Source organism: Streptomyces sp. NPDC048473 (genome assembly GCF_043200155.1).
In the GTDB taxonomy this organism is placed as follows: Bacteria; Actinomycetota; Actinomycetes; order Streptomycetales; family Streptomycetaceae; genus Streptomyces.
In genome coordinates this window covers 1-23,576 of record NZ_JBICXE010000050.1, presented here as the reverse complement: position 1 = coordinate 23,576, position 23,576 = coordinate 1, and the positions used below count along the sequence as shown (strand labels likewise).

General features: G+C 70.6%; 20 protein-coding genes. 7 read left to right on the top strand and 13 right to left on the bottom strand.

Features of this window, described 5'->3' with window-relative positions; translation table 11 throughout:
• Positions 1-95: 95 nt before the first annotated feature.
• From ACGFU7_RS40750 to ACGFU7_RS40740, 3 genes are all read left to right on the top strand, one after another.
• Positions 96-320, top strand: a complete 225-nt coding sequence (locus tag ACGFU7_RS40750; protein WP_393703098.1) for a hypothetical protein — start codon at positions 96-98, stop codon at positions 318-320.
• Between the two features lie 93 nt (positions 321-413).
• On the top strand, positions 414-740 hold the full coding sequence (locus tag ACGFU7_RS40745) for a hypothetical protein (RefSeq protein ID WP_393703096.1): 327 nt from the start codon (positions 414-416) through the stop codon (positions 738-740).
• A 371-nt stretch (positions 741-1,111) separates the two neighbouring features.
• On the top strand, positions 1,112-3,199 hold the full coding sequence (locus tag ACGFU7_RS40740) for an ATP-binding protein (protein WP_393703094.1): 2,088 nt from the start codon (positions 1,112-1,114) through the stop codon (positions 3,197-3,199).
• 1,048 nt (positions 3,200-4,247) lie between these two features.
• Here ACGFU7_RS40740 and ACGFU7_RS40735 read toward each other — a convergent pair.
• The 8 genes from ACGFU7_RS40735 to ACGFU7_RS40700 all read right to left on the bottom strand — a co-directional run bounded on the left by ACGFU7_RS40735 (position 4,248) and on the right by ACGFU7_RS40700 (position 13,829).
• The gene (locus ACGFU7_RS40735) at positions 4,248-5,396 is read right to left on the bottom strand and encodes a hypothetical protein (protein ID WP_393703092.1); all 1,149 of its coding nucleotides are present in this window, start codon (positions 5,394-5,396) and stop codon (positions 4,248-4,250) included.
• A gap of 45 nt (positions 5,397-5,441) precedes the next feature.
• The gene (locus ACGFU7_RS40730) at positions 5,442-5,738 is read right to left on the bottom strand and encodes a hypothetical protein (protein ID WP_393703090.1); all 297 of its coding nucleotides are present in this window, start codon (positions 5,736-5,738) and stop codon (positions 5,442-5,444) included.
• 193 nt (positions 5,739-5,931) lie between these two features.
• Positions 5,932-8,001: a type IV secretory system conjugative DNA transfer family protein gene (locus ACGFU7_RS40725; protein WP_393703089.1), complete on the bottom strand. Its 2,070-nt coding sequence runs from the start codon at positions 7,999-8,001 to the stop codon at positions 5,932-5,934.
• 13 nt (positions 8,002-8,014) lie between these two features.
• Positions 8,015-8,518 (bottom strand): hypothetical protein, encoded by a 504-nt coding sequence (locus ACGFU7_RS40720; protein ID WP_393703087.1) that lies wholly within the window; start codon positions 8,516-8,518, stop codon positions 8,015-8,017.
• Positions 8,519-8,523: 5 nt separating this feature from the next.
• Entirely contained in the window at positions 8,524-9,303 is a 780-nt protein-coding gene (locus tag ACGFU7_RS40715; protein ID WP_393703085.1) for a hypothetical protein, read from the bottom strand.
• Positions 9,304-9,523: 220 nt separating this feature from the next.
• Positions 9,524-10,381, bottom strand: a complete 858-nt coding sequence (locus ACGFU7_RS40710) for a hypothetical protein (RefSeq protein ID WP_393703083.1) — start codon at positions 10,379-10,381, stop codon at positions 9,524-9,526.
• Between the two features lie 32 nt (positions 10,382-10,413).
• Positions 10,414-10,971 (bottom strand): hypothetical protein, encoded by a 558-nt coding sequence (locus ACGFU7_RS40705; RefSeq protein ID WP_393703082.1) that lies wholly within the window; start codon positions 10,969-10,971, stop codon positions 10,414-10,416.
• Between the two features lie 176 nt (positions 10,972-11,147).
• Entirely contained in the window at positions 11,148-13,829 is a 2,682-nt protein-coding gene (locus ACGFU7_RS40700) for an ATP/GTP-binding protein (protein ID WP_393703080.1), read from the bottom strand.
• A gap of 118 nt (positions 13,830-13,947) precedes the next feature.
• Here ACGFU7_RS40700 and ACGFU7_RS40695 point away from each other — a divergent pair, with 118 nt between their 5' ends.
• Entirely contained in the window at positions 13,948-14,232 is a 285-nt protein-coding gene (locus ACGFU7_RS40695; protein WP_393703078.1) for a hypothetical protein, read from the top strand.
• Here ACGFU7_RS40695 and ACGFU7_RS40690 read toward each other — a convergent pair.
• Positions 14,210-16,009, bottom strand: a complete 1,800-nt coding sequence (locus ACGFU7_RS40690) for a zeta toxin family protein (protein WP_393703076.1) — start codon at positions 16,007-16,009, stop codon at positions 14,210-14,212. The two genes, ACGFU7_RS40695 and ACGFU7_RS40690, sit on opposite strands and share 23 nt — an antisense overlap.
• 137 nt (positions 16,010-16,146) lie before the next feature.
• On the opposite strand from ACGFU7_RS40690, the gene tap reads away from it, so the two are divergent.
• Together tap and tpg (ACGFU7_RS40680) are read left to right on the top strand one after the other, a co-directional pair.
• Positions 16,147-18,375 carry a telomere-associated protein Tap gene (gene tap, locus ACGFU7_RS40685; RefSeq protein ID WP_393703074.1) on the top strand — a complete coding sequence of 743 codons (2,229 nt, stop codon included), beginning with the start codon at positions 16,147-16,149 and terminating at the stop codon, positions 18,373-18,375.
• 7 nt (positions 18,376-18,382) lie between these two features.
• On the top strand, positions 18,383-18,946 hold the full coding sequence (gene tpg, locus ACGFU7_RS40680; RefSeq protein WP_393703072.1) for a telomere-protecting terminal protein Tpg: 564 nt from the start codon (positions 18,383-18,385) through the stop codon (positions 18,944-18,946).
• 128 nt (positions 18,947-19,074) lie between these two features.
• On the opposite strand, the gene ACGFU7_RS40675 is transcribed toward tpg (ACGFU7_RS40680), so the two are convergent.
• Positions 19,075-19,854, bottom strand: coding sequence for a DUF6292 family protein (locus ACGFU7_RS40675; protein WP_393703070.1), 780 nt, complete (start codon positions 19,852-19,854; stop codon positions 19,075-19,077).
• 180 nt (positions 19,855-20,034) lie between these two features.
• Here ACGFU7_RS40675 and tpg (ACGFU7_RS40670) point away from each other — a divergent pair, with 180 nt between their 5' ends.
• Positions 20,035-20,622, top strand: coding sequence for a telomere-protecting terminal protein Tpg (gene tpg, locus ACGFU7_RS40670; RefSeq protein WP_393703068.1), 588 nt, complete (start codon positions 20,035-20,037; stop codon positions 20,620-20,622).
• Positions 20,623-20,827: 205 nt separating this feature from the next.
• Here tpg (ACGFU7_RS40670) and ACGFU7_RS40665 read toward each other — a convergent pair whose 3' ends face one another.
• From ACGFU7_RS40665 to ACGFU7_RS40655, 3 genes are all read right to left on the bottom strand, one after another.
• Positions 20,828-21,271, bottom strand: coding sequence for a hypothetical protein (locus ACGFU7_RS40665; protein WP_393703066.1), 444 nt, complete (start codon positions 21,269-21,271; stop codon positions 20,828-20,830).
• Positions 21,272-21,725: 454 nt separating this feature from the next.
• Positions 21,726-22,103: a hypothetical protein gene (locus tag ACGFU7_RS40660; RefSeq protein WP_393703064.1), complete on the bottom strand. Its 378-nt coding sequence runs from the start codon at positions 22,101-22,103 to the stop codon at positions 21,726-21,728.
• Positions 22,100-22,570, bottom strand: coding sequence for a transcriptional regulator (locus ACGFU7_RS40655; protein WP_393703062.1), 471 nt, complete (start codon positions 22,568-22,570; stop codon positions 22,100-22,102). Before ACGFU7_RS40655 ends, ACGFU7_RS40660 begins: the two co-directional genes overlap by 4 nt.
• Positions 22,571-23,576 lie beyond the last annotated feature (1,006 nt).

Genomic DNA, 23,576 nt, shown 5'->3' with positions numbered 1-23,576 from the left:
GGGCCCGGTGCGAATTTTCGCGAGAACTGGAACGTGGCGGTCGTCGCTCCGAATGTGTTCCTCGTCCGCATCAACCATCCGACGGAGAGACCGACATGACGATCGTTCAGAACACCCCGACCGCGCCCACCACTCCGGCCCCGGTGCCGGCCCCGGCGTCCCAGCAGTCCGTACGCGCCCTCTGGGCCGCGGTGGTCCTGCTCGCCGTGGGCTGCGCCCTGTACGCGATGCACGAGCACCCCGCACTCACCGGGCCCCTGAGCGCCCTGGGCGGCCTCCTTGGTGCGGCGGGAGGTCTCGCCGCATGGCTGCGCCAGTGACCCGGGCAGGCCCTCCCGGCCTCGGGGGCCGGGAGGGCCTGCACCGGCGGGCGGGCGGCGGGTCAGCAATCGGGTCAGCGCGATCCTGGAGGTATGGCCCGTGTGCGGATCTGCGCGTCGTGCGGGACCCGGCTGCCGAGGGGCGCGCCGGCCCGGCGCCGGTACTGCGATGGCGCCTGCCGGGCCCAGGCGTACCGGGACCGGCAGACCTGCGACCGGATCATGGGGCTCGCGCTGATGCTCGGCGAGGCGGAGTGGCTCGGCGACACGGGCATGATCCGGCTGCTGACGTGTCCGGTCTGCGGCCGGATCACGTTCGCCGGCGGGGGCCGTCGACGGGACGCGGTGTACTGCTCCGGGAAGTGCAGATCGAGGGCCTGGCGACGCCGCTCGGCACGCCGGGCGGGGCGGGAAGCGTGACGTACAGCCGTCACGATATCCGCCTCTACCGGCGGGTATGACGCCTCCACGTCACGCTCACCTCGGTGCCGCTACAGGGCGCGCAACGGGTTGCCTGTCGGGTTGCGGTCCGGGTTGCCGGGCAGGTTGCGCAACGGGTTGCCCGTGCCTCTGCCCGGTGGCCGCTGCACCGCAGGTAGCAGGCGGTGACGTACTGACCCGCCGCACCGACACCTCTTCCGTACAGGAAGAGGCGCCTTCTTTCCCCCTCCCTCCTCCTCGGGGCGTTCGCGCGGGCGCTGAAGGGGCCGGTCGGTGCGCGGGGCGCTGAACTCCTTTTCAGCGGGGCTAGATTGGGCCGGTACGGGCAATCGGCTGGTCAGGGGAGATATATGGGTGCCGATGGCACGCGCGACGCGTTCGGATCCGTGCCGGGGCCCGTGCCGCCCGTACCCGGGCACGCACCAGTCCCGCCACGCCCCGACGGGACGGCGTACCTCGCGTGGCTGCGCGCTCCGCGACCGGAGACGGCCGTGGGGATATGGCGGCTGGGGCACCGCACGCGCCCCGAGCAAGAACCGGAACTGGTGCCGGGCCGCCAGCTGGTGACCGGTGCCCTGCTCGCCGCGCTGGCGGCGTGGTTCGCGTGGTCGCTGCTCTACAACGGCTACGTCGGCCTGTGGTGGCTGCTCCCGCTGGAGCTGGTGACGCCGGATTCCTGGCGGTACGGGCAGGCGGGGGAGACGACCACAATCCTGGTGTACTACGGCTACTACGCCCTGATCGGCGGCGGACTGCTGTTCGCCGCCGGGCGGATGGGGCGGTGGGCGGAGGTGTGGCGCCGCTACGGTGCCTCCCGCGTGTCGGGCCTGCGGCCCGAGGCACCGACCCCGGCGCCGGCCCCCGAGGACGATCCGGCCCAGTGGCCGCACCTGCGGGCCGCGGGCGCGGACGCCGCGGCTGACCGGCTGGCCGCGGACGCCGGCACCGGCCTGATGCGCGACGTCGACCACGCCCGGATCACGCGGGCCTGGCACGCCGCCCGGACCGGGCACCGCGCCGACGCGTTTGTCGCAGCGGTCCGTGAGCGCGGGGCCGCCGCGTGCGCGCACCCGTCCGGCGCGCGGGACCTGCCCGCACGGGTGGCACAGCACGACCTGCTCACCCACCAGGTGCGGCTGGGCACCGCGGTCGATGGCGCGAAGAACCCCTACGCGTACCGGGCCGCCAACATCGGGATCGGGCCGGATCTGCTGGGCACGTCGTTGCTGGCCGTCGGCCCGTCCGGCGCGGGCAAGACCACCCGGGTCATCCGGCCTCTGGTCGAGGCGCTGTGTCTCCAGGCACTCGCCGGACGCGCCGCGGTCGTCGTCGTGGGCGCGGCCGGCACGGAACTGGGACCGGACGGGCAGTACGACATCGTCATCCGTATCGGTCACCCGGACTCGACACACGACATCGACCTGTACGGCGGGACCACCGACCCCGACGAAGCAGCCGCCGTACTGGCCGAAGCCCTGACCGGTGATCTCGCCGGGGAACAGGGCGGGGACAGCCGCCGCGCGGCGGTCGTGCTGGGGCGGTTGCTGGGACCGTTCCGGGCGGTCCACGGCCGCTTCCCGTCCGTGCCGGAGCTCCGTCAGCTCCTGGACGGCGCACCGGGGGTGCTGGAGGCGCTGCGGCTGGACCTGGAGAAGTCGCAGCAGCCGGGGCTGCTGCGCGATCTCGACGCGTGCGGGCGCCAGTTGGCGGTTCCGGGCGGCCCCGGTGCGGTGCTGGCTGACCGTGTCGCTCTGCTGGACCGGCCCGCGTTCGCCGCGTTCTTCGACCCCACCGGCAAGGGGCGGGCGTTCTCGCTGCGGGCCCTGGACCATCCCGTGCGCGTGCGGATCGACCTGCCCGACCGGGGACACCCCGACGCCGCCCGCGTCCTGGCACGGCTCGTGCTCGCCCAGTTCACCGCGAGCGCCGCCCAGCGCCACGACCGGTCGCTGTTCGCCTGCCTGATCCTCGATGACGCGGCCGGCACCGTCACCGCGGACGCGGTGCGGGGGATACAGCGGCTGCGGTCCGCAAACGCCGGACTCGTACTCGCGCTGCGCACGCTGGATGACGTGGCGGACCCGCTGCGCGGCCCGCTGCTGGGCGCGTTCGGGTGCCGGATGGCACTGGCCGGGATCACCCAGTGGGACGGCCAGCAGTTTGCTCAGGCATGGGGCACCGAGTGGATCGAGACGCGGGACATCACCGACCGGCAGATCTACGCGGAGACGACCGGCGGCCGGGCGTGGCACACGCTGCGGAAGGCGATCACTGGGAAAGCCGTCACGGCACGGGCGGTGACGGTGCGGCAGGTCGAGCGGGAGCGGTGGTCCGCGTCGGAGCTCGCGCACGCGGTGCCGCCGGGGCACGCGGTGGTCTCACTGTCGAACGTGGAGGGGGAGCGCACGTCCCCGCTCCTGGTGGACCTGCGTACCTGAGAGGGCAGGCGGCTCATGTTCGCGAGAAATGACGGCGCCGCCCCGACCCCCAACCCTGTAACTGATCCTGTTCATCGTCCTGGCTGTGCTGAGTACGAGCGGGGCGGCGCGAGTCTGCGGCCCGGACCTCGTCTGACGCCTGCCCAGCCCGTTACGGCACCCGTCCACTTATCCCGCTGACGCCCCGGCCCCGGAACCGCTTCGGTCCCGGGGCCGCTTCATGTCCGGCCAGCTTCCGATCCCCGCTCTCCTCGTGTACCTCGCCGCCGGTGTGACGAGCCATCTGATGTGGGCTGCAAGGCGTGTGCTCGGCCGTACGCTGCCTGCGGGCTGCCTGCGATGCGCGACACGTGCTAGGGCTGAATGAGCGGCCAAACCCAAGATCTAGTGGTTGGATTGTTCCGGCCGCCCAGAAGTTGTGGTCCCTGGTCCGCCCGGGGTACGGCCATCGCCTATGCTTGTGACTGCTTCCGATAGCCCGTCACATACTTCACCGAAATCGGTGAAGCCCTGAACTTTCAGGGCCAATTCGCGGGCTCTCGGAGGAAAAATGAATAGAAGAATGAAGCGCCCTGTGAGGTGCTGCGAGAAGCGTCTGCCAATACAGCAGATAGCTCTCGACTGGCTGACCGTCCTGCCAGTCATCATCAAGGCGGTGGCATGGATGGTGCAGAACGTCTAGCGAAAGCGAGACGGAGATGAACCCGGACGATGGTCTGAGCTCAGCATTGAGCCCGGCCGCCTAATATTCGGCCGGGCTCAGTAGCTGCATCTCTGCGATAGGAGGGCCTGGACCGGTTGCACCCGGTCTGGGCCCTTCGTCGTGGCCAGCGATGACCACGTGTCCATAGTAGACACCACGATCGAGCGGCGACCAGGCACCGTCGGCAGGCGGAAGGGGGCGGCGGTCGCACCCGGAGGGGGCGCACATCCCCGCTCCTGGTGGACCTGCGTACCTGAGAGGGGCCAGACAGGTCCCCGGACGTGGAAACGGGCCGCAGCCGGTGTTCGGCTGCGGCCCGTCTCCGTGCCGGCTACTCGTCGCCAGCTACTTGTCTTTCTTCGGTTTCGGTTTCGGGGTGCGGGCGCCGTGGGCGCCCATCCCGCCCGAGATGGGATTCGCGGGCTTCGGGGTGCTGCTCGACGTGCCGTTGGCCTGGCTGGGGCCGCCACCGCGGGCGCCGTGGGTGGAGATGCCTCGCTGCACACCCACCGCGGCCCCCGCGCCTCCCGCGCCGCCGGTGACCATCCGGGCCGCGCCCCCAGCGGCCCGGCCCACCCCACGGGCGACGCGGATGGAGTCACCGAACGCCGGGAACTTCGTCACCAGGAAGATGGCGGCGCCGAGTGCGAGGGCGGAGACGGCGAGTCCGGTGACGACGGATCCGTGGTCGCCGCTGGCCTCCAGTGCGGACGAGAGCCCGAGGACGATGACGATGATCGGCTCGATCATGATCAGCCCGATCATGACGGCGGCCCAGCGACGCACGTGGCCCCAGAGGTCTTTGTCGACCAGACCCGAGTAGACGACGACCCCGAGAAGGGCGCCGGCATACAGGGACAGCGCGCGCAGGACCAGGAGCAGCCACAGGGCCCCGCACAGGGCGATCGTCAGCAGGGAGGCGACGATCTGGATGATCGGGCCGCCGCCGACCTTGCCCGACTTGAGGTCAGCCCCCAGAGACGTGAAGAGATCGCCGGAGTCTCCTCCGAGGCCCGTCACTAGTACGTCTGTGACCGCAGAGACGGCGCCGACCAGGGTGTAGAGGATCAAAGGGGTGAACGCGGCGGCGCCCACCGCGATCCACAGCAGGCCGACCGCCTCGCCCATCGCGGTGCCCATCGGCACCCCGCGCACCGCGCGCTTGGCGACGGCGAGGAGCCACAGGACCAGGACCAGGACGGCGGAGGCGGCGAAGACGATGGCGTACTGCTGGAGGAAGTTGCCGTTGGTGAAGTCGACGGCGCCCCGGTCGCCGACGACCTTGCCGAGCTGGCCGGCGGTCCAGTCCGCCGCGGACGCCACTTCCTGGGCTAGCTGGTGCAGCGGGTCGAGACTGTCGAGCGCTCCGCTGCCGCCCCCGCTCCCGCCACTGCCGCCCCCGCTCCCGCCGCCGCGGCAGTACTGCCCGGCGGCTCCGGTGATCGCGTCACACGGATCATCAGCGCGCAGCATCGATCCCTCGCTCCTGGTCATGATGCCGGTGGTACGGCACGGGATCCCCCTCGCTGGTCGATGACGTCAGCTCATAGTGTGACGGGCCGTGGCCAGTTGAGCCGCCGCCGTGGTCGTGTACTGGCCAGCCTGGTGCAGCGCGGTCACGGTCTGAGCAGTCCGTGGGCCTGGCTGCTGGCCGAGGGTGGCGGCGAGTTGCTGGAGGGCGGTGGAGGCCGCGGTGGTGATCCGGGTGAGGTCGTCCACAGCCTGGCGGGCGGTGTGGGGGGACCATGCGGCGCGGCCCGACTGGACGTCATGGACAAGCCGGTCCAGGGCATCGGCGGCGATCCGGGCGTGCTGGGAAGGATTCTGCGGGGTCATCGGGCCTCCACCGGGGGGTGTCTTTTGATGCGTCCGATGCGTCCGTGCAGGTCAGCACGTGGATGCGATGCGTCTGGGGTGGACGCATCGGACGCATCGCCCGGACACGCCAGAGGCCCTTTGAGGGCATCGCGGACGCGCCGGGACGCACCACGGGGACGTCGGTACGCATCGCGTACGCATCGTGGACGCATCACGACAGGGTCCCCCTGATGTCGACCAGGCGGTAGGCGGCCGGCTTGCCCGGCCGACCCGACAGCCGGACCGTGGTGATGTCGATGCCGACGTCCCGCAGCGCGGACTTGATGGCCCGGCCCATCATCAGATTCCGGTTCGCCTTGCCCTCCCAGCGTCCGTAGACGTCCGGTGCGGCGACCGCGAGATAGTCACCGAGCTCGGTGATGGTGAGCTCCTCGGGATCACGGCGCGAGGCGAACGCGTCCAGCAACAGCCGCACCGGGGCCGGCACTTCAACGGCCGCCGCACGGCCGCCAAGGGTCAGCCGCGGCCGTGGAGCCGCGAGGCGCTCCGCGACCCGGCGGGCGGCCTCCTCTGGAGGCAGCAGGGATGCGTAGCGGAGGATCGGTTCACGGTGGCGCGGGCCGATCACGTAGAAGCGTCCGGCGTCGGCCGGCTCTCCCGGGTCCGGCGAGGGAACGAGGAGATGCGGCCACCAGCCAAGGGAGATTGCGTCCTGGCGGCCGACGACCAGGGGCACGTCACCGGCGCGGCAGGGCAGCATGATGCGCAGGCCCGGCACGTCCGCAATGGCGTCGCCCATGACGTCCTGGGTGGCGTCCTGCGTGACGATGACCACGGAGACGAGAGCCTCCCGGCCCAGGTTGCGCAAGAGCTCGATCGCCAGCTCCTTGCCCCGGGCGGACAGCTTGATGAATTCGTCCAGGACCACGACGATCGCGGGGTCCTCGGGTGTGGGCTCCCACATGTTCTGGACCGCCGGCATCGACGCGATACGCCGCTTGGCCTCCGCGACCAGCTGCGCCAGGACGTGCTCGGCCTCCTCGGGACTGCGCGCGGTCATCGCCGCAAGCGGCTGGAAGACCTTCAATCCCCTTTTGACGGGGTCGACGTCGACGATCACCGCGTCAGAGCAGGAGGTCACGAAATCGGCGATGCGCTGGATCAGCGCCGTCTTGCCGCCGCCCGTGTCCGCGACCACGATGGCGTGCTGTCCGGCGAGCAGGACCGGCGTCGTCTGCCCCTCGATGGACAGCCCGAGATCGAAATGGTTACGGATCGAGCTGGAGCCCGGCGACCGCATCGGGATCGGTAGAGGGTGCTCGAACGGGTCCCGGGTGAGGATCCGCAGCTTGATCTCGGCCGCGTCGTCGGCAGACGCGGCGGCGGCCATGATGCGGCCCGTGCCGACCCGCAAAGGGGTGGTCAGGTCCCTGAGGATGGCGGGGAAATCGGCGAGGCTTCCCGCCTTGAGGACGAGCGGGACTTCCCATCCGTACTGCATCTCGACCGGCGTGCGGATCTCCCCGAGCTCCACCCGGCGGGTGTGCTTCCCCTGGAGGAATGCGAGGCGGACAGCCTCACGGACCCGCTTCGGATCGCGGCCGGCCTCCGCGAGCGAAAACGGCTCCTCGGCCTCCTCGGCCAGCTCCACGCCCTTGATCTCGGTCGGCGGAACGAACAGCAGCCTGGGGATCGGCGGACGGCGCTTACGCGGATTGCGGCCCCGGACATGGGCGACAGCCGCGAGCCACAAGGCGGTCAGCGCGGTGACTGTCAAGGCCGCGAGCGCGGACAGCGCCCACAGACCGGCCCAGGCCACAGGCAACAGCACCGCGAGGACGTACGTGGCGCGGTGCCGGACCGTGCGGACCTGATCGCGGGCAGCGGCCAGGATCGGCGGGGTGACCGGCTGCGGCATGAAGTGCTCCAGGCCCGCCTTGATCTGCAACTGGGCCCAGCGCATCATCTGGTAGGTGATCATGGGGCTGGCGCCACCGCTGAACATGCTGAATCCGCCGTACCGGCCTTGCTGGTAGCCGCCGCGGCGCTGCGCCTGCATCCGCTGCATCTGCATGTTGGTGGCCTGCCGCTGCTGCTGCTTGAGCAGTGCCACGTTCGCCTTGATCTCACCGGCGTACCGTCGGCGTATCCCCTCCCACATGCGCCACTGCTCGTTGAGAGCGCGGTGCGCGAGGTGCGTCTCGGTGAGGTCTTCCACCCGCCACCAGCGGCCCCACTCGGCACGCAGATGCCGTACCCCGCTCCCGAAGGTCCCGGACATGCCTGTGCCTCGCTCAGATCGTGTTGATCAGGATGTTGCCGACCGTGTTACCGCTGGTCCGGATCAAGCCCAGCGCCATACCGATCAGACCCGCGGACGTGCCGAGGAAGACGCCGACGGCCGCGCCGCGCAGCAGCGGTTCCTTCAAGTCGTGACGGCCGGACTTGATCAAACCCGCGTACAGAGCGAGCAGGCACAACCCGGCGATCGCTCCGCCCACGGCGATCTTCTCGCCACCGGTCACCGGCCCGGTGGCACCGGCCTTGGCGACGGCCCCGGTCGCGCCCTCCAGAGCGTAGGTGCCGATCCCGTCGCCGAAAGCCGCTGCAGCGCCGCCCATCACGCCGAACAGCCCACCGCCCAAGAGCAGCAACGCGGCCAGGGCGACCCCGGCGAAGAAGTGGACGCGCGGGGTCGGGTCGCCGCCGCGCCACCGGCCGATCTGGTACATCAGGATGACCAGGCCCAGGGCAACCGCCCCAATCCCGCCCGAGGCGACTCCCGTTGTGGTGCTCATGTGGCTCACGCTCCTGTCAGAAAGTGGACCGCGGCACGCCAGGCGACGCGGCCGACGGCGATGATGACGCTCCAGGCAGCGACGGCGACAGCCAGGCGCAGCACGTAGCCGATGTACGGGGTCGACCACGCCCGTTGCGCGAGGCGTACGAGACCCACGGCCACGGCAGAGACGAGATGGCCGAGCGCGGCACCGAGCCAGCTCCCGACCGGCAGGACCATCAGCGCCAGGCCGACCAGCACGACCAGCAGCACCGCCCCGGCCGGGGCAAAGACCCCGTCCTCGGCCACCGTTGTCGTCATGCGGTCCACGCTGCTGCGCCCGCCCCACGTCACCAGCAGCGCCAGCAGGACGCCGGGGATGTTGTATCGCAGCAGCAGCCAGCTCAAGTCGAGCCTGCGCGAGGGGGCCTGGTGGCCGGGCAGGTGGGAGGAGATCGCCTCCCCGATCTGCGCACCGATCTCATGAGCCGCGACGATGCCCTCGATGCCGGGGACGGCCCCGGCATCGTCCGTGGGCCAGCGGCCCTGTTCCGGCACGCCGGGACCGTCCCCATCGGCCCCAGGGTCGGCAGCAGCCCACTCCGGTACGCCCGTTGCCGGCGCACGCCACCACTCGGACCCGGGATTCGGATCGTCGTCGGTGGCCGGAGCGGTGGGGGCGTCAAGGCCGGTGGGCTCGGGGGGCGGTGACGGCTCGGAGCGCGGGGCCGGCACTTCCGGCGGCAGTGGCTGGCTGACTACGCGCGGCTCCGTACCGCCGATGCCGCCTGTGCTGTCCGTCATGGTCGCCCCCGCGCTTGATCACCAGGAGCAATGTAGGCCGCACATCAGGTCATGGCACAACCAGTTGCCGCAGATCGAGAGGCACTGGTTACCACCAGCCTCTGGCGCAGGTGACATTCCGCAGGACGTCGGGCAGCGGCAGGGGAGGAGCACGAGGCGGCAAATGCCGTGATTCAGCCAGGTGTTGACCGGATTGAGGTGCCGTTTCACTTTCGTCCGGTTACTTGGTCGCTTGGCCATCCGTGCTGGTGAACCTGCCGTCGCTCCGCTGGGCATTCCGACGGCCCTTGCCGGGGCGGTGTGTCTGCGCGGCGGTGATCTGGTCGGCCGCGTACAGCGATTCGCCTCCGCGGCCGGGTGCCCGGCTGGCCGGGGTGAGTCCCCACCGGTGCAGCTGCTTGCGGGCGCTCCCCGTCGCGGAGGCCCCGCTGTAGCCGAGGTACTCCGCGACCTGGCTGATCGGCCACAGCTCTACGGGCCGGTTCAGGAAGGCGTCGATCGTGTCCGGCTTCCAGTGGGGGCGACCGCATACGTACCGGTCGGGCTCGGGCAGATGGCCCGTGCCGCGAAGCGTGTCCCACGCTGACACGTCCATGGGATGCCCTGCCTCACGCATGTACTCCAGGATTGTGTCGCGCGTCAGGTAGCGGTCTGCGGCTCCGGCCTCCATAGACGGGACGGGCGCGCCGCCGGCCGGGCCGACGGGGTAGGCGTCCAGAGGGACGGTGCGGATCTCCCGTTCCAGCCACTCCACCGCGCTCATCGGCGAGTCCGCCCACAGGGGCGACCAGTTCCGGACGACAACTTCCTCGGGCTCTGCCGCCTTCACCGGGTCATCGCCGAACCGAATGGCGAAGTTCGGGCTGTCGCCCTTCAGCCTTCCGGTGCGCAGCCTGATGTCGAGCGGCTGGTGGCCAGGGCAGGCGTGGATGGCTTCGGCGAAGGCGCGGGCCTTGGGGGTGAGGTCGTCCAGGTCGACTTCCTCGGTGAAGGCGGGCACGTGACGGATCCCGTCAGGGGCCGCCGGGTCCTCGGAGTTGCAGCTGCTGCGGAGGTTGAGCTTCACGACGGTCGCCATCGGCTGACCCCTTTTCGGTGTGGTGGGTGTGGTCAGCTGCTGAGCTGGGTGCGGAGCTGCTCGGCGAGGTCGAGGACGTGATCGATGGTGACCTGCGGGATTTCGCCGCGGTAGGTGGTGCGGAGCTGGCCGCCGTGACGGGCACCGGCCTGACGGTCCCAGTCGGCGTCGTAGGTGTCGGCAATGACGATGCTGGCGGACTGCAGGACGGTCACGGCGTGGGCGCGGTTGCCGGGGTCGGTGATGGTGTCGATCCGGTCGGCGAGGAGGGGGACGATCCCGGTGACGGTGATGATGTCCTGGCCGGTGCGTCGGACGGTGCGGCGCTTCACCTTCGGGGTGATCGTGACGGGGCCCTGATCGGCGATGAGGGTGATGGTGTAGGTGGCATTCAGGTCGATCATCAAGGTGGCCTGCTTCCTGACGCGCAGGGCGCCGATGGCGATGCGGCGGGCGAGGGAGGCGGTGTCGATGACCCATCGGCCGGCCTGCTTCACGGCGGCGATGACATCGCGGCGGCACCAGGTGCGGATGGTGGCGACGGTGACGTGGGCCTGAGTGGCGGCTTCAGCCGTGGTGATGGTGGTCATCGGGTCCCCCTCGGCGGCGATGACTCCATAATGCCTCACCGTGAGGCGTTATGGCAAGCGTCTTCCGGTGTGCCGCAACGAGCACGGCCGGGTGTGCCCTGACTCTGACAAGAAGGCAACACCGCTGCTCCAGATCGAGGACCTTGTGGAACCAACCTTGTGAGCGACCAGCACAGCTAGGCGGTGCGCCGGGTATGTTCACGGCGAGCGATGACTAGGTTTCGCCACCGGTTGCATGTGGCTTGTTGTCCATCGATCCACCGCGCGGGCGAGGGGTTGCCGAGGGGGAGCCCGGTCATGAAGTGGGCGATGTCGGCGTAGTACGCGTAGTCGCCGCCGCGGGTGAGTTCTTCCAGCCGGGCAAGGTCGTTTCGGACTGCGGCGTCGTTCCCGCGCACGGTGTGGTGCAGGACGAGGGCGAGTTCGAGCAGCAGCGCGGCCGCGGTGATTCCGGCGGTGGTGATTTCTGTCCGCAGCAGGGCGGCGCGGTCGTCGACGGTGGGCCCCGGGGTGCCGGCGTCGCGGGCGAGGGTGGCGATCTGGGCGGTCAGGGTGGTGGCGCGCTGGTCGAGCCCAGCCAGAAGCTGTTCGGCGAGGGTGATTTCCCGGTCTGCGCGGGCGGGGTCGGCGAAGGCGTACGTGAGGGCGAGGTGGGCCTGGGCGATGGCCTGCTCGCCGGTGTTGCCGTGTTGCTCGGCGTCGGTGCGGGCGGCGGCGTAGGCGGTGGCGGCCTGGCCCATGTTGCCGTGGGCGAAGTGGATGTCGCCCAGGACCCGTTGGCCGCGGCCGGGCCAGCCGAGGGTGCGGGCGGTGGCGAGGGCGGTGGGGAAGTCTCCTGCGGCGCGGGCAAGGTGTGCGAGCCCGCGGGTGGCGTCGGGGGCGAGGCGGCCTTCGCTGTCGGCGACCTGGCGCATGCCGTCGCGGGAGGCGGCGCTCTGGCCGAGGTCGCGGTGGGCCTTGGCCCGGTAGTACAGGGCCATCTCGGTGAGTTCGGCGGGCAGCAGGCCGGTGTCGAGGATGGCGGTGAGCCGGTCGGCGGTGCGGGCGCGGTGTTCGTGCTGGCGCCGGGCCAGGGTGCTGAGGAGTTCGGCGAGGGCGTCCGCGGGGGTGGCGAGCTCGTCGTCGGTCTCGGTGCGGGCGGGGAGGGGGAGGGGTTCCCAGACGTAGTCGTCGGTGTATGCGTACGCGGCGTCGGTGAGCCAGCCGAGGTCGAGCCGGTGGTCGCGGGCCAGGGCGAGGCCCTGGCGCAGGGCGCCGACAAGGAGGCGCCGGCCCGGCCCGGGGGCTGCGCGCCACTGCTCGCCGAGCGCGGTCAGGGCTCGGGTGGCGGCGGCCTGCCAGTCGGCGTCGGTCCAGCGGTCGTCGGTGGCGTCGTCCGCGGTGCGCAGGGTGGAGCGGATCAGGGCGTGCAGGTGGTACGGCCACAGCGCGTACGGGTTCTCGCGGACGAAGGGCCGCTCGACGAGCCGGGCAGCCGCCGCCTGGTGGGGGAGGCCGGCTGTGGCGGTGGCCAAGGGGAGATCGAAGGCGTCCAGCAGGGACACCGACCGCAGGATGTGGCGCTCGTCGGGGGTGAGGTCGGCCAGGGTGCGGGTGATCAGTGCGGGGAAGTCGGCGTCGAAGTCCGCCGGGGCCGGGGTGTGTCCGGCCCGTCGCAGTTCCAGGAAGCGGAGCACGGCGAGGTCGAGGTAGAGGGGCAGGCCGTGGGAGCGGGCGGTGATGACCGTGCGGAGCTCGGCGCTGATGAGGGGCTGCCCGTCGCGGACCAGGCGGCGGGCGAGGTAGCCGTCGCAGTCCTGTGGGCTGAAGTCTCCGATGAGGACCTGCCGTCCGTTCCCGGGGGCGCCGGCGGGGCGCGGGTTGGGAACTGCTTGCTGGGTCAGGCCGGGCCAGGCGGTGGGGCCGGTGTAGTCGAGCTGGCCCTGCAGGGCGGGGTCGGCCCACTGGAGGCGGCTGCGGCCGGTGACGATGAAGAACGCGTTGGGCATCAGCCACACGATTCGCTGCAGCAGCCGTTCCAGGTCGCGTTGGGTCCGGTCGCCGGTGTCCTCGAAGGTGTCCAGCAGGACCACGGGCACCACGGCCTTCTCGGCCGGGAGCCGGGTGAGCTCCCAGGCGAGCAGGTACGAGTAGTACGACAGGGCATCGACGTCCGGCTCGGCGTCCAGGAGGTCCGCGAGCAGGGCACAGTCGGCCAGGGCGCGCACGGTCTGGCGGCGTTCGCGCAGCGCGGTAGCCAGGGCGCCGGTGAGCTGGCCGACGGCGCCGCCGATGGAGCCGGGCAGCATGAGCGCCTGGGCGACGTCGCCGAGCGCGGACTGCATCTGCTGCGGCAGGGCCTTGCCGAAGCGGCCGGCGAGCCCACCGCGGCTCAGGTACTCCTCCAGGGGCTCGCCGGGGTGCTGGTGCTCCCAGTAGCGGCGCAGGGCGATGTCGAAGGCGGGCAGCGGCCGGCCCAGGTGCGCGGCCAGGGCGAGGCGGATGGTGAGGAGGACTCGCTCGAAGTCGGTGCCGGCGGAGCGGGCGAGGTCGATCCGTACGGGCAGCAGCGCGGGTCGGGCGGGCCAGGACGGCTCACCCCACCTCGCGGGGCGGCCCTCGGCGTCGGTGAGTGCCGCCTCCAGGGTGCGTGACAGGGTGGTCTTGCCGATCCCGCCGACCCCGTGGAACACCAGCACGTTGGTACGGGGCGCCTCAAGGTCCTCGACGGTGAAGCCGGGGCCGGTGATGCGGGCCAGGTGTTCGCCGAGCACGGCCTGGACGATCTGCCACTGGCCCTGCCGGTTGGTGAACGCCTCCCCGGCCTCCAGCTGCCGGTCGTTGGTGCTGAACAGCGCGCGCAGATCCCGCCCCGCCATGACAAACCCCCTGGTGATCGACTCGTCCTCAACCTATGCCCGCTCACGAGCAGGTGAAGGCGCGTCACGGACAATGGCCGGTCCAGCACGTCAGCACAACCCGAAGGCGGCACCCGTCATGTCAGACCCCCTGACCCCCGAAGATCCCTCCCAGCCGCTCCACCACCCCGGCGGGGACGCCGAACAGGCCCAGAAGCTCGTGAAGCGAGTACTCGACTGGTACAAAGCCAGCCTCGCCGGAGCCCGTGCCGGCGGCCACGACCCGGCGAAAGTCAATGCGTGGCGTGCCGCCCGGGACCAGGCCGTGGACGACCTCGACCGGCTGGAGGACGCCGACGAGGACGAGACCGTGCAGATCGCCCTCGTCTACGCCGCGCGGCTCAAGGAACTGACGGAGTCCTGAACCCGGACGCCGGAAGCGGAAGCCGGACCGGCCCGGTCCGGTGCTCCACCGGACGGGCCTGCCACTGGGCGGGCATCAGCGGCCGCGCCTGCGCCCCGATACCGCGTACCTCCTCCCGCATCCGCGGCAGCACCCGGTACAGGGCCCGCTGGACGGCATAGAAGCGGGCGGCCTCCTGTTCGGTGTAGGGGCGCAGGCGCCCGGCGGTCAGCGCCCACGGCGCCGCGTGATCGCGACCGAGTGCCCGGTGGTCGGCGTCGAGCACGGTGACGGCGGCGACATCCGGGTCAGCGGCCGCAGCCGCCACGATCTCGGCAGCTACCCGGCAGGCGCGGGCGTGCGCGGCCGGGGTCGGCAGCGGGGTCTGTACGTCGAGTTCCAGGGCGCGGGCGTGGTTGACCAGAGTCCGCTGCCGACTGTCCGCCGCGCGCGAAGCCAGGGCGACGACCTCGATCCGGTAGCGGGCACGGGCGAACCGGGCCGCGCTGATGGTGAAGTCGGCGGTGGTGGTGAAGTCGGCCTCGATAACGACGTCGCTGCGCCGTTCGCGGATGTATGCCTCGGCTTCGGCCTGCCACGTTTCCGCGTCGGGGCGGACCAGCTCGTCGGCGATGCGGGGGCTGTCGGTCACGAGCTGGAAGTAGTCCGGGTGCGAGCCGCGCAGGAGGTCCGGCTCAAGGCGGACAGGACGCGGGCGCATCGCCCGCCTCAGCATCCGCCCCGCCATCAGCTGCCCGGCCCCGGGTTCCCCGACCAGATAGACGACGGTCGGGTCCGGCCGGTGCGTGGCACGCCGCAGGTGGGACGGGGCGATCAGCTCGTCGAAGACCCACCGGTGCTCCTCCGCACTGAGGCGGTGGTAGCCGGTGCCCGGCGGGCCGGGCAGAGGGTGAGCGATCCGACGCACTGGCTCGGCCGCCGCAGCCGCCCGCTCCGCGTCCCGGGACACCGCGAGCCGTTGGTCCGTCGGCAGCTGCTCGTCGTGGACCAGGACTTCCGCCCGGACGAGCTCCTGGCGGAAGACGCGGGTTCGTGGCGCGTTCCACGGACGTAACCGCTCCGTGCGGACCACCGAGGCTGCGGCCGCCGCGCGCGCCCACTTCCCGCCGCTGGTGAGCTCGTTGTCGTAGAGCGCGGTGCCGTCGCGTCGTACGACGGTGATGCGGTCGGCCAGATGCTCGGCCTCGATCACCGCCAGTGTTGACAGCATCTGCTTTGCGCAGGAGTCATGGTTCTCCCACGACACGTACCGTCCGCCCGTGGCGTGGACCGCTTCGGTCAGGAAGCGGTCCAGGATCCCGAGCTGGCTCAGGGCCTCCGGGGTCGCGAGCGCGACCACCTCGATCCGGTGGCCGGACCGGCGATATGCCGCCGACGACGCGCGGGTTTCGTCGGGATCGGCGAGGGCGGATTCGACGACCGCGTCGAACCGGCGGGCCCGGATGTGTTCTTCGACTTCGGCCTGCCAGCGGCTCGTGTCCGGCCGGACCTTCGCCCCGGCGGTGCGGACATCGGCGGCCAGGAGCGCGTCGTAGTGCCGGTGGACGGCCTTGTAGAGGTCGCGGGCGACGCGCACGGCGCCGCCCCGGCGGTTCAGGGCGTCCTGGACCAGGTCTGCGATATGGGTCTTTCCCGCGCCTGGCTGGCCGCCGACGATGACGACGACCGGGTGGTTCTGGCGCGCGGCGCCCTGCGTGAACGCCGGGAGGATCACTTGCTGCAGCGCCTGACGGCTCTCTCGCTCGGACATAGCGCCCGCGACGCTGCGCTCTTCCATCGGTTCCCCCGGTTGGCTCCAGCTGTTGGCAGGTCAAGGTCAACATATCACCCGTACGCGAAAAGAGCGCTATTCGTACGGCAAACGTACGCGCTTCGTGCGGTTCATGGGGTAGGGTGTTGGTCAGGAGGTGTTCCATGTCCGAGTTGTTCGACGCGGTCGACGCATTGCTCGCGTCCCGCGCCACGCTGCCGCCGCCGGCGGAGCGCAAGCGGCTGCGTGCCGCGCACGGTCTGACGATTGACGAGGTGGCAGGCGCGCTGAAGGTGCGGCGGGCCACGGTGTCCGGCTGGGAGTCCGGCAAGACCGAGCCCCGCCCACCGGAACGCGACGCATACGCCCGGCTGCTGGACAAGCTCGCGGAGCTCTACCCGGCCGACGCGGCCGTGCCCGCCCAGGACGCTGCGGTACCGGCCACGTTCACCGCCGCGCCCACCCCGGCGGAAGCGCCGACTCTGTCCACAGGCCCGGCGCCCGAGACTGCAATCGAGAACACCCAGACCCCTGCCACTGCCCCTGTTGCCGCTGCTCCGGCAGCCGCGCCGCGTCCGGCGCGCACCACCAGGACGTCGTCGACGTCGCGCCGTCCGGGCGCGAAGAAAGCGGCCCCGGCCGGAACCCCGGCGAGCGGCACCGACCCGCGCTTCGAGAACGGGCCGCTCGCGGTCGTCGACGTCGACGCCGACGGGAAGGTGCTGGCGTACTGCACCGGCGGCCTGGTCCTGGACGTGCCCGCGAAGTCGATCCCGACCCTGGTGGACTGGACCCTCAAAGAGGCGAAGCTCGGGCAGCCGAAGCTGTCCGGGCCGGGCAAGGACGCTGACCCACTGATCGTGCTCACCGAGGCCGCGCTGGAGCGCTACGGCCTGCCCACCGCTCTCACGGAGGAGGAGCGGATCGCCGGACGTCTGCCGGAGGATCACAAGGTCATCAAGCAGTTGACCCGCGCGGAGTGGAAGCTGACGAAGCGCGGGTTCGGGCCGTGGGCGAGGATCTACCGTCCCGCCACCGGCTCGGAGCGGGCCTGTGTCCAGCTGTGCATCCCGTCGTGGAACGCGTTGGACACCCGCCACTGGGGCGCCGCCGGACAGCTGCCGCCGGCGGAGCTCGCCCGGCTGCTCGGTACGTACGCTTCGCGGGTGATGACGCCGCGCGGCTCCACGGCCGTGACCGGCCTGGAGCTGATGACCGCGCTGCACCCGGCGACCCGCGCCTCCGAGCCGGACGCCGACGGTAAGCGGCACTCCGAGCACAACCCCGGCTCGCTGGGGAAGGAACCGGTCGACTGCGCGCCGTGCGAGGCCCCGGACGGGCACCCGCTCCTGGCGGACCTGCCGCGCTTCCACGTCCGGGGACCTGGGGAGAAGCTGTTCGAGGAGGCGTATGACTGGGCGCGCCCGCTCACCGACGCCGAATGCCTGCGCCGCAACCTCGTGGGCCTGGACGTCAACATGGCGTTCGCCGCCGGAGCGAACGGCCTGCCCGTCGGTCTCGGCGAGCCGACGCACGTCAAGAACCCGGCGTTCGACCCGAAGCTCCCGGGGAGCTGGCTGGTGGACCTCTCGCACGTCGACCTGTCCCGGGTGAAGGCCGGCAAGGAGTGGGTGGAGCTGGACGGCGCGCTGCTGCCCAGCCCGTTCACGCCGAAGGGCGAGCGCCCCGAGGGCCCGGCCTGGTACGCGACGCCGACCGTGGCGTACGCGGTGGAGCTGGGCTACGACGTCGCGCCGGTCGAGGCGTACGTCCGGCGTGAGAACGGCCGCTACCTGGATGGCTGGTACAACCGACTGCGCGACGCCTACCTCGCCACGATGGCCGACCTCGGTGTCGACGCGGACCTGGCGCCGGAGGACTTCCTGGCGGCGATGGACGGCTACCGCGGCCGCGACCCGGAGCTGGCGATCGTGGTGTCCGCCGTCAAAGCGACGGTGAAGGGCGGGCTGGGGAAGCTGCGTGAGCGGCCCCGGGGCGAGGGCTGGCGGCCCGGCGAGCCGTGGCGGGCGCTGTCCCGTCCGACGTGGCGGCCGGACATCCGTGCGGCGGTCATCTCCCGTACGCGGATCAACCTGCACCGGAAGATCGTCAAGCACGCGGCGTTCACCGGTCAGTACCCGGTCGCAATCCTCTCCGACTGCGTCGTGTACGCGGTCAACGGCGAGAGCCCGCTCGACTTCCTGCCGTACCGGGAGGGCAAGCCGCTGCCCGGCGGCTTCAAGCTCGGGGTCAACCCCGGCCTGGTCAAGCACGAGGGCACGCAGACCACGCTGTGGGGCGAGGGCGCCCGGGAGCAGTTCAAGGCCCCCGAGCTCAACCTCGCCCGGTACATCAAGGACGGCACCGTCACCGACGTCGACAACGGGGAGTAGGTAGGCGATGAGCAAGGAGTTCGGGGACGGCCTGGACCAGGCGGTGCAGAAGGCGTTCACCCGCCCCGCGCCGAAGTCGGCCAGTGCGCAGATGCGGTACCTGGTCAAGCAGTTGGGGGGCACCAAGGCGGTCGCCCAGATGCTGCGGGTCTCCCAGCGCACCGTCGAGCGGTACGTGAAGGACCAGATCAAAAAGCCCCGCCCGGACCTCGCCGCGCGCCTGGAGCGCGAGGTGAAGGCCCGGTGGCAGCCGCAGATCCGGGCCAAGGCGAGGGAGAAGGCGGCGACGACCGGCGGCATTGTCATCGACGTCCACGCCCGACTCGGGTACGCCGGGGCGCCGATGGATTCGACGGATGAGGACCGGATCCGGCACCTCACCGTGGCCCTTCCGCCCCAGTACGCGGCCCGCCTCTTCGATGCCCAGCAGCAGGGTGCCAACGAAGACCGGCTGCGCGAGCTCACCGCCGAAGCCCTCAAGGAGGTCTACTTCCAGGACGGTGGCCGCCGCGCTGGCTCCCTGCAAGAAGTGCAGATCAACGACGTGCTGAACCTGGACTTCGAGCTGTAGAAACCGGCCCCGAACAGGCAGCGAGCCCGGACCAGTTGGTCCGGGCTCGCTCGCGTATCCGCGGGGAAGGTCGGATGTTCATCACGCGATGGCGAGCCCGACGTCAGCCAGCCCGCCGGTTGCGGCTGCTACAGGTCATCCCCGCGTTCCCGCCGCTCACGTAGCTGCTGCTGGATGGACACGGCGATCTCCGTCGCGCGGTGCGCGGGCACGCCCGTCCCGGGATGCTGGCTGGCCAGATCGTCGGACAGGTGGCTGGCGAACGAGTTGAGGAGGGACCCCTCGCTGCCCTGCGCGAACTCCAGCAGATGTTGCACGGCTTCCAGCTCTCCCCGCCGCAGGCATACATCGACCTTCGTGTCGTCTTGCGACGTGAGCGCGGCGGACACCTTCGTCGCGTAGACCTGGGCGCGGTCGCACATGAAGTTCTGCAGGTAGGTGCGCTTCCTCCGCCAGTTTTCGGACGGAGGAAGGAACGCCGAGAGGCGCTGGTGGAGATCCTCCAGACCTTCGCCGTAGGACCGGTAGAAGGGGCGCTCGTTGCTGCCGGCATCCGTCGGGGACAGCTGCACCGCCGACACGAACGCCGCGACCCGGTCCGGGCCGGGAAGGAGGCCGGCCCCGAGCCAGCGGGCGTGGTGGTAGTACTCGTGGTCATCGTCATGCAGGACCAGCAGGCACCACCCCGACGTTCCGGACCAGTGCAGGGCGATGTCCTCCGCCTTGGGCACGAGGCGCTGCTCCAGCGCTCTGGTGAAGCGGATGTCCCCGTCGGCGTCCGTCTCTGACTCGGGCGACAGCCAGTCGGTGGAGGCCCGGACGCCGGTCACCGGCACGCCCTCCCTGAGGAGTGTGATGGCCACGGTGCTCATGTAGTGCCCGATCGCTTCCCTCAGGTCTCGGCTCACAGAAGGCTCGGTCGTCACACAATCTCCCAAGGGTCGGCGGCCTCGTGGCCCGGTGCGTCGGTCTGCTGCGCCGTCAGTCTCCCTCGCCCCCGATGCGGGCCTGCCCGATTCTCGCCAACAGGTCTGCCACCTGCGCAGATCCCGGATTCTGTCCACAGGCGATCCGTGGTCTCTGGAGGGATGAGCGATCACGAGCAGCAGCCGGCCCCGCGCCGCGGCAAGGTCCTGGAGGCCCTCGCGCGGGCGGAGCGGAAGGTCTTCACCCGGCCCGCGCCGAAATCGGCAAAGGCACAGGTGAAATTCCTCCTCACGCGCACGAAGGACTCAGCGAAGGACCTGGCGGCGCGCCTGGGCACCTCACGCCGTACGGTGGAGCGCTACCGCGCCGGGAAGCTGACGAAGCCACAGACGCGGCTCCAGGCCGCGCTGGTGGAGGAGACGGAATCCGAGTGGCAACCGCAGGTCAGAGTGCAGGCGCGGGAGCAGGCGTCAACCTCCAACGGCATGATGGTGAGCGTGGTCGCCTACTTCGGGTTCACCGCTTCCGGGTCTTCCGACGACGGCCGCATACGGCACATCACCACCCCGATCTCACCCACCTACGCCGCGCAGATCCTCCAGCTCCAGGAGTCCGGCGCGACAGAGGAGGATCTGCATCCGGTCGTCGCGGAGGCCATCACCGAGTCGTATTTCACGGAATCGGGCACCCGGGCCGATGGCCTGCGCGCGGATTTCACGCACGTACAGTCGGTAGATTTTGAGTTCTGACACGGCCGAATTAAGGGCCTGCTATAAACCATATCGTGCTTCGGCTCAATTCGGCGGGCCGTCTTACAGCGCTCTGGCGGCGGCCCGCTCTCGAATCCGCACCACGAATACGAGGCCGAAGAGCGCAGCATTCGCGCGACCCGGGCGGCAACGGCTGCTGCACGTGTAGCGAGCCGTTGCCGCGGAGCAGCAAGGCCGGGGCCAGCTACGCCTTCGCGGGTGCTGCAACCCGTTCGCGGCGAGGCCGGCCGCTGCGCTCGCACGCCTCCAGGGCGCAGTCGAGGACGGCGTCGAAGTCGGCATCAAGGTCGATTCCCGAGCCGTGGCGCGCGACCTCGCGGGCCCCCTTCATGGCCTCCCACGCGGCGGTCTCACGGAGAGTCGGCTCCTGGCCGTAAAAGTCCAGCTCCTGTGCCAGGTAGGCGGCGAAGCCGAACTGGTACGTGCGGGCCCGTTCCACCTCCTGCTCGCGGCGTTCAGCACGGCGGGCCGCCTCGAACCAGTCGCCAGCCTTCTCCAGGCCCAGGGCGTTGACGACGATCGTGAAGAACGACGGCAGGTGCTCAGCGCTCGCGGGCCAGTCGTCAACGGGAAGGCCGTAGCGGTTGCCCATCGCCTGCGTGAGGTGGAAGCCGTAGTTGTGGGTCACGCTCCACTCGTACCGCGCTCGCCAGGCTCTTGACGGACGGCACGCGGCCCGGTGCCCCGAGAACGCCCATACGGGCCGTCCTGCCTGCGGCGTTCCCCTCCAGGGGAACGATGTACGCGCTGCTCTCAACACGCAGCGTCCACCACGGACTTTGTTCTGCTGCTCCAGAACAGATCGGTAGCACCAGCGATACCGACGTCACGCCGCGCACCGCGCTGACGTGGGGAAGCACCCACTGGATTCCAAGGTTTCCCCTGGAGGGGAACGATGTATCGCGGGGGAACCTCAGTCGACCATTGCCGCAGGTCAGCGCCCTCGGGAGAGGCCCTCAATCAGCGCCGAAGGGCCCTCTCACCTGCTGTTTCCCTCCCAGGGGAACGATGTAACGCCCCCGCGACACAAGAAGCGCCGCACCGTGAGGTGCAGCGCCGTAGCGCCCGGTCGGGCGGCCGGGTCAGGAGGCGTGAAGGTGCCGGACGGTCGCCAGGGGCGCGTCGGCGTCGTCTGCGGGCTCGGGTGCCGACGGTAGGCCCGTCGCCTTTGTGCCGAGGCGGTAGAACTTCACGCCGACCGCGGAGTAGGCGAGCTGGAGCCAGCCGTTCTCGGCGAGCCGGCCGATGCTGCGCGAGGCGCTAGTGGTGCTCAGGCCGACCATCCGGCCGATGTCCGTGGCGGTGCTGCGGACCGGATCGCCCATCGGAACGGCCGTGGCGTAGTACATGAGGACCTTGAGGTCGGCACCCTGCTTCAGCTGGGACCGAAGAAGGAGGTCGTTGAGCTCGGCGGCCTCCATGAAGCGCGGGGCGAACGGCTCGGCGATCTGCGTGGTCATGACGCCTCCTTCTTCTCCGGCGGGCAGGTAGTCGAGGGGTGGCGCGCGTGCTGTGTGGCATGCCGCTGCTGCCCCGAGGAGCCGTCGTAGGCCGCCCGGGGATTCAGCTTGTAGAACTTCACCCGGCCCACCTTCTCCGCCTCCAGGAGGTAGCCCCCTCGATGAAGGTTACCCACGGACTTGCTCACCGCGTTCGGCCGCAGCTCCAGGTTGATGCCGATCTCGCGGAAGCTCTCCCGGAGCGGCTCGTCCCCGGGCGGCGAGTTGAACAGGTAGTAGCCCCAGACCAGCTTGTCGTTCTTCGAGTACCCGCTGTCCTTCGAGAACAGCGCCGCGCCCAACTTCTTGCTGGCGTTGACGTGCCGACCGCCGCCGCTCCACGCGAACGGCTTGTCGTTCTTGTCGAGCAGTTCCAGCTGGAGGTACTCGCCGGTGCTCGTGTTGGCTGCTGGCCTTGCCCGGCCCATACCGCTCCTCACCTCGGGCTTTCCCCTAGAGGGGAACGATGTACGCGCCCTGACCGTAGTGGGCGTTTCCCCTGGAGGGGAACCCGCCACGCCGAACTCACCCCGATCGGACACATGATCATTTCCCTTCTAGGGGAAAGGTGCGTCCCGATTGATACTCAACTAGCCCTCAGCGATACATCCCATGGCCTCTGAGCTGCGACGATCCTTGATCGCTCTATACGCACCCATCCCACCGTCGACCAGGTGTCAGCCGGACCCGACGTGGCTGAGGCGGCTTCGCGTGCGGCTCAGTGGGCTCGTGCAGACCATGGGCGGCCGCAGCGGCTCTGAGTCTCGGGTAGTACCGGCCGTGACGAACAAGCACCAGGAGGCGGGGCTGGTGTCCGTGGCGTGTTCCGCCGCCCGGCCCTGAGGGCCGGGCGGCTCCGGTACCTCCGCACGCCGGAATTCATGCTTCCCTATATCCGGGGTACCGTTCTGTTGCCGAGGTCCACAACTTCCCAATTCGTGACTCCTCGCGTGAGTTGGTGGGACCAAATATCGATGCTGGCTCTCTATTGAAACGCGCGCCCCAACTGGGTGGTTGGAGTGTGTCCCGCGTTTCCGCCAACGGTACATTCTGCATCAACCTGATGCACCTACTGCACTGGAACCCGACACGAACGAGCGACCCCCTCCCCTTGTAGCCAGCCCAACCCGCGTAGCAGGCTTCAGGTCCTGGAGGCGCAGCCGGAAGGGCTCGGGGTGGGGGAGCGCAGCGGACACGCCCTCAGACGGGTGCGAAGCACCCGTCAACTCTCTTACAAAAAGCCGAATTACCCTCACCTGACATCACGCCAGACCGGGCCCCCGCGCAGCTGGGCCACCAGCCCGCAACGCGGGCCGGCCCCCTCAACTCCAGGAGCGAAGCGGAGGGAGTTGGCCCGGCTCCGCCGGGCGCGGTGAGCGAAGCGAACCGCTGCGCTTGCATATCGCGCAGCGATATGGTACCCGCTCCGCGGGA

What these genes read in the sequence shown, in the direction of transcription:
- ACGFU7_RS40750 (WP_393703098.1), top strand. Translation starts at nt 96, where the DNA reads ATGACGATCGTTCAGAACACCCCGACCGCGCCCACCACTCCGGCCCCG.
- ACGFU7_RS40745 (WP_393703096.1), top strand. Translation starts at nt 414, where the DNA reads ATGGCCCGTGTGCGGATCTGCGCGTCGTGCGGGACCCGGCTGCCGAGG.
- ACGFU7_RS40740 (WP_393703094.1), top strand. Translation starts at nt 1,112, where the DNA reads ATGGGTGCCGATGGCACGCGCGACGCGTTCGGATCCGTGCCGGGGCCC.
- ACGFU7_RS40735 (WP_393703092.1), bottom strand. Translation starts at nt 5,396, where the DNA reads ATGACCAGGAGCGAGGGATCGATGCTGCGCGCTGATGATCCGTGTGAC.
- ACGFU7_RS40730 (WP_393703090.1), bottom strand. Translation starts at nt 5,738, where the DNA reads ATGACCCCGCAGAATCCTTCCCAGCACGCCCGGATCGCCGCCGATGCC.
- ACGFU7_RS40725 (WP_393703089.1), bottom strand. Translation starts at nt 8,001, where the DNA reads ATGTCCGGGACCTTCGGGAGCGGGGTACGGCATCTGCGTGCCGAGTGG.
- ACGFU7_RS40720 (WP_393703087.1), bottom strand. Translation starts at nt 8,518, where the DNA reads ATGAGCACCACAACGGGAGTCGCCTCGGGCGGGATTGGGGCGGTTGCC.
- ACGFU7_RS40715 (WP_393703085.1), bottom strand. Translation starts at nt 9,303, where the DNA reads ATGACGGACAGCACAGGCGGCATCGGCGGTACGGAGCCGCGCGTAGTC.
- ACGFU7_RS40710 (WP_393703083.1), bottom strand. Translation starts at nt 10,381, where the DNA reads ATGGCGACCGTCGTGAAGCTCAACCTCCGCAGCAGCTGCAACTCCGAG.
- ACGFU7_RS40705 (WP_393703082.1), bottom strand. Translation starts at nt 10,971, where the DNA reads ATGACCACCATCACCACGGCTGAAGCCGCCACTCAGGCCCACGTCACC.
- ACGFU7_RS40700 (WP_393703080.1), bottom strand. Translation starts at nt 13,829, where the DNA reads ATGGCGGGGCGGGATCTGCGCGCGCTGTTCAGCACCAACGACCGGCAG.
- ACGFU7_RS40695 (WP_393703078.1), top strand. Translation starts at nt 13,948, where the DNA reads ATGTCAGACCCCCTGACCCCCGAAGATCCCTCCCAGCCGCTCCACCAC.
- ACGFU7_RS40690 (WP_393703076.1), bottom strand. Translation starts at nt 16,009, where the DNA reads ATGGAAGAGCGCAGCGTCGCGGGCGCTATGTCCGAGCGAGAGAGCCGT.
- tap (WP_393703074.1), top strand. Translation starts at nt 16,147, where the DNA reads ATGTCCGAGTTGTTCGACGCGGTCGACGCATTGCTCGCGTCCCGCGCC.
- tpg (WP_393703072.1), top strand. Translation starts at nt 18,383, where the DNA reads ATGAGCAAGGAGTTCGGGGACGGCCTGGACCAGGCGGTGCAGAAGGCG.
- tpg (WP_393703068.1), top strand. Translation starts at nt 20,035, where the DNA reads ATGAGCGATCACGAGCAGCAGCCGGCCCCGCGCCGCGGCAAGGTCCTG.
- ACGFU7_RS40660 (WP_393703064.1), bottom strand. Translation starts at nt 22,103, where the DNA reads ATGACCACGCAGATCGCCGAGCCGTTCGCCCCGCGCTTCATGGAGGCC.
- ACGFU7_RS40655 (WP_393703062.1), bottom strand. Translation starts at nt 22,570, where the DNA reads ATGGGCCGGGCAAGGCCAGCAGCCAACACGAGCACCGGCGAGTACCTC.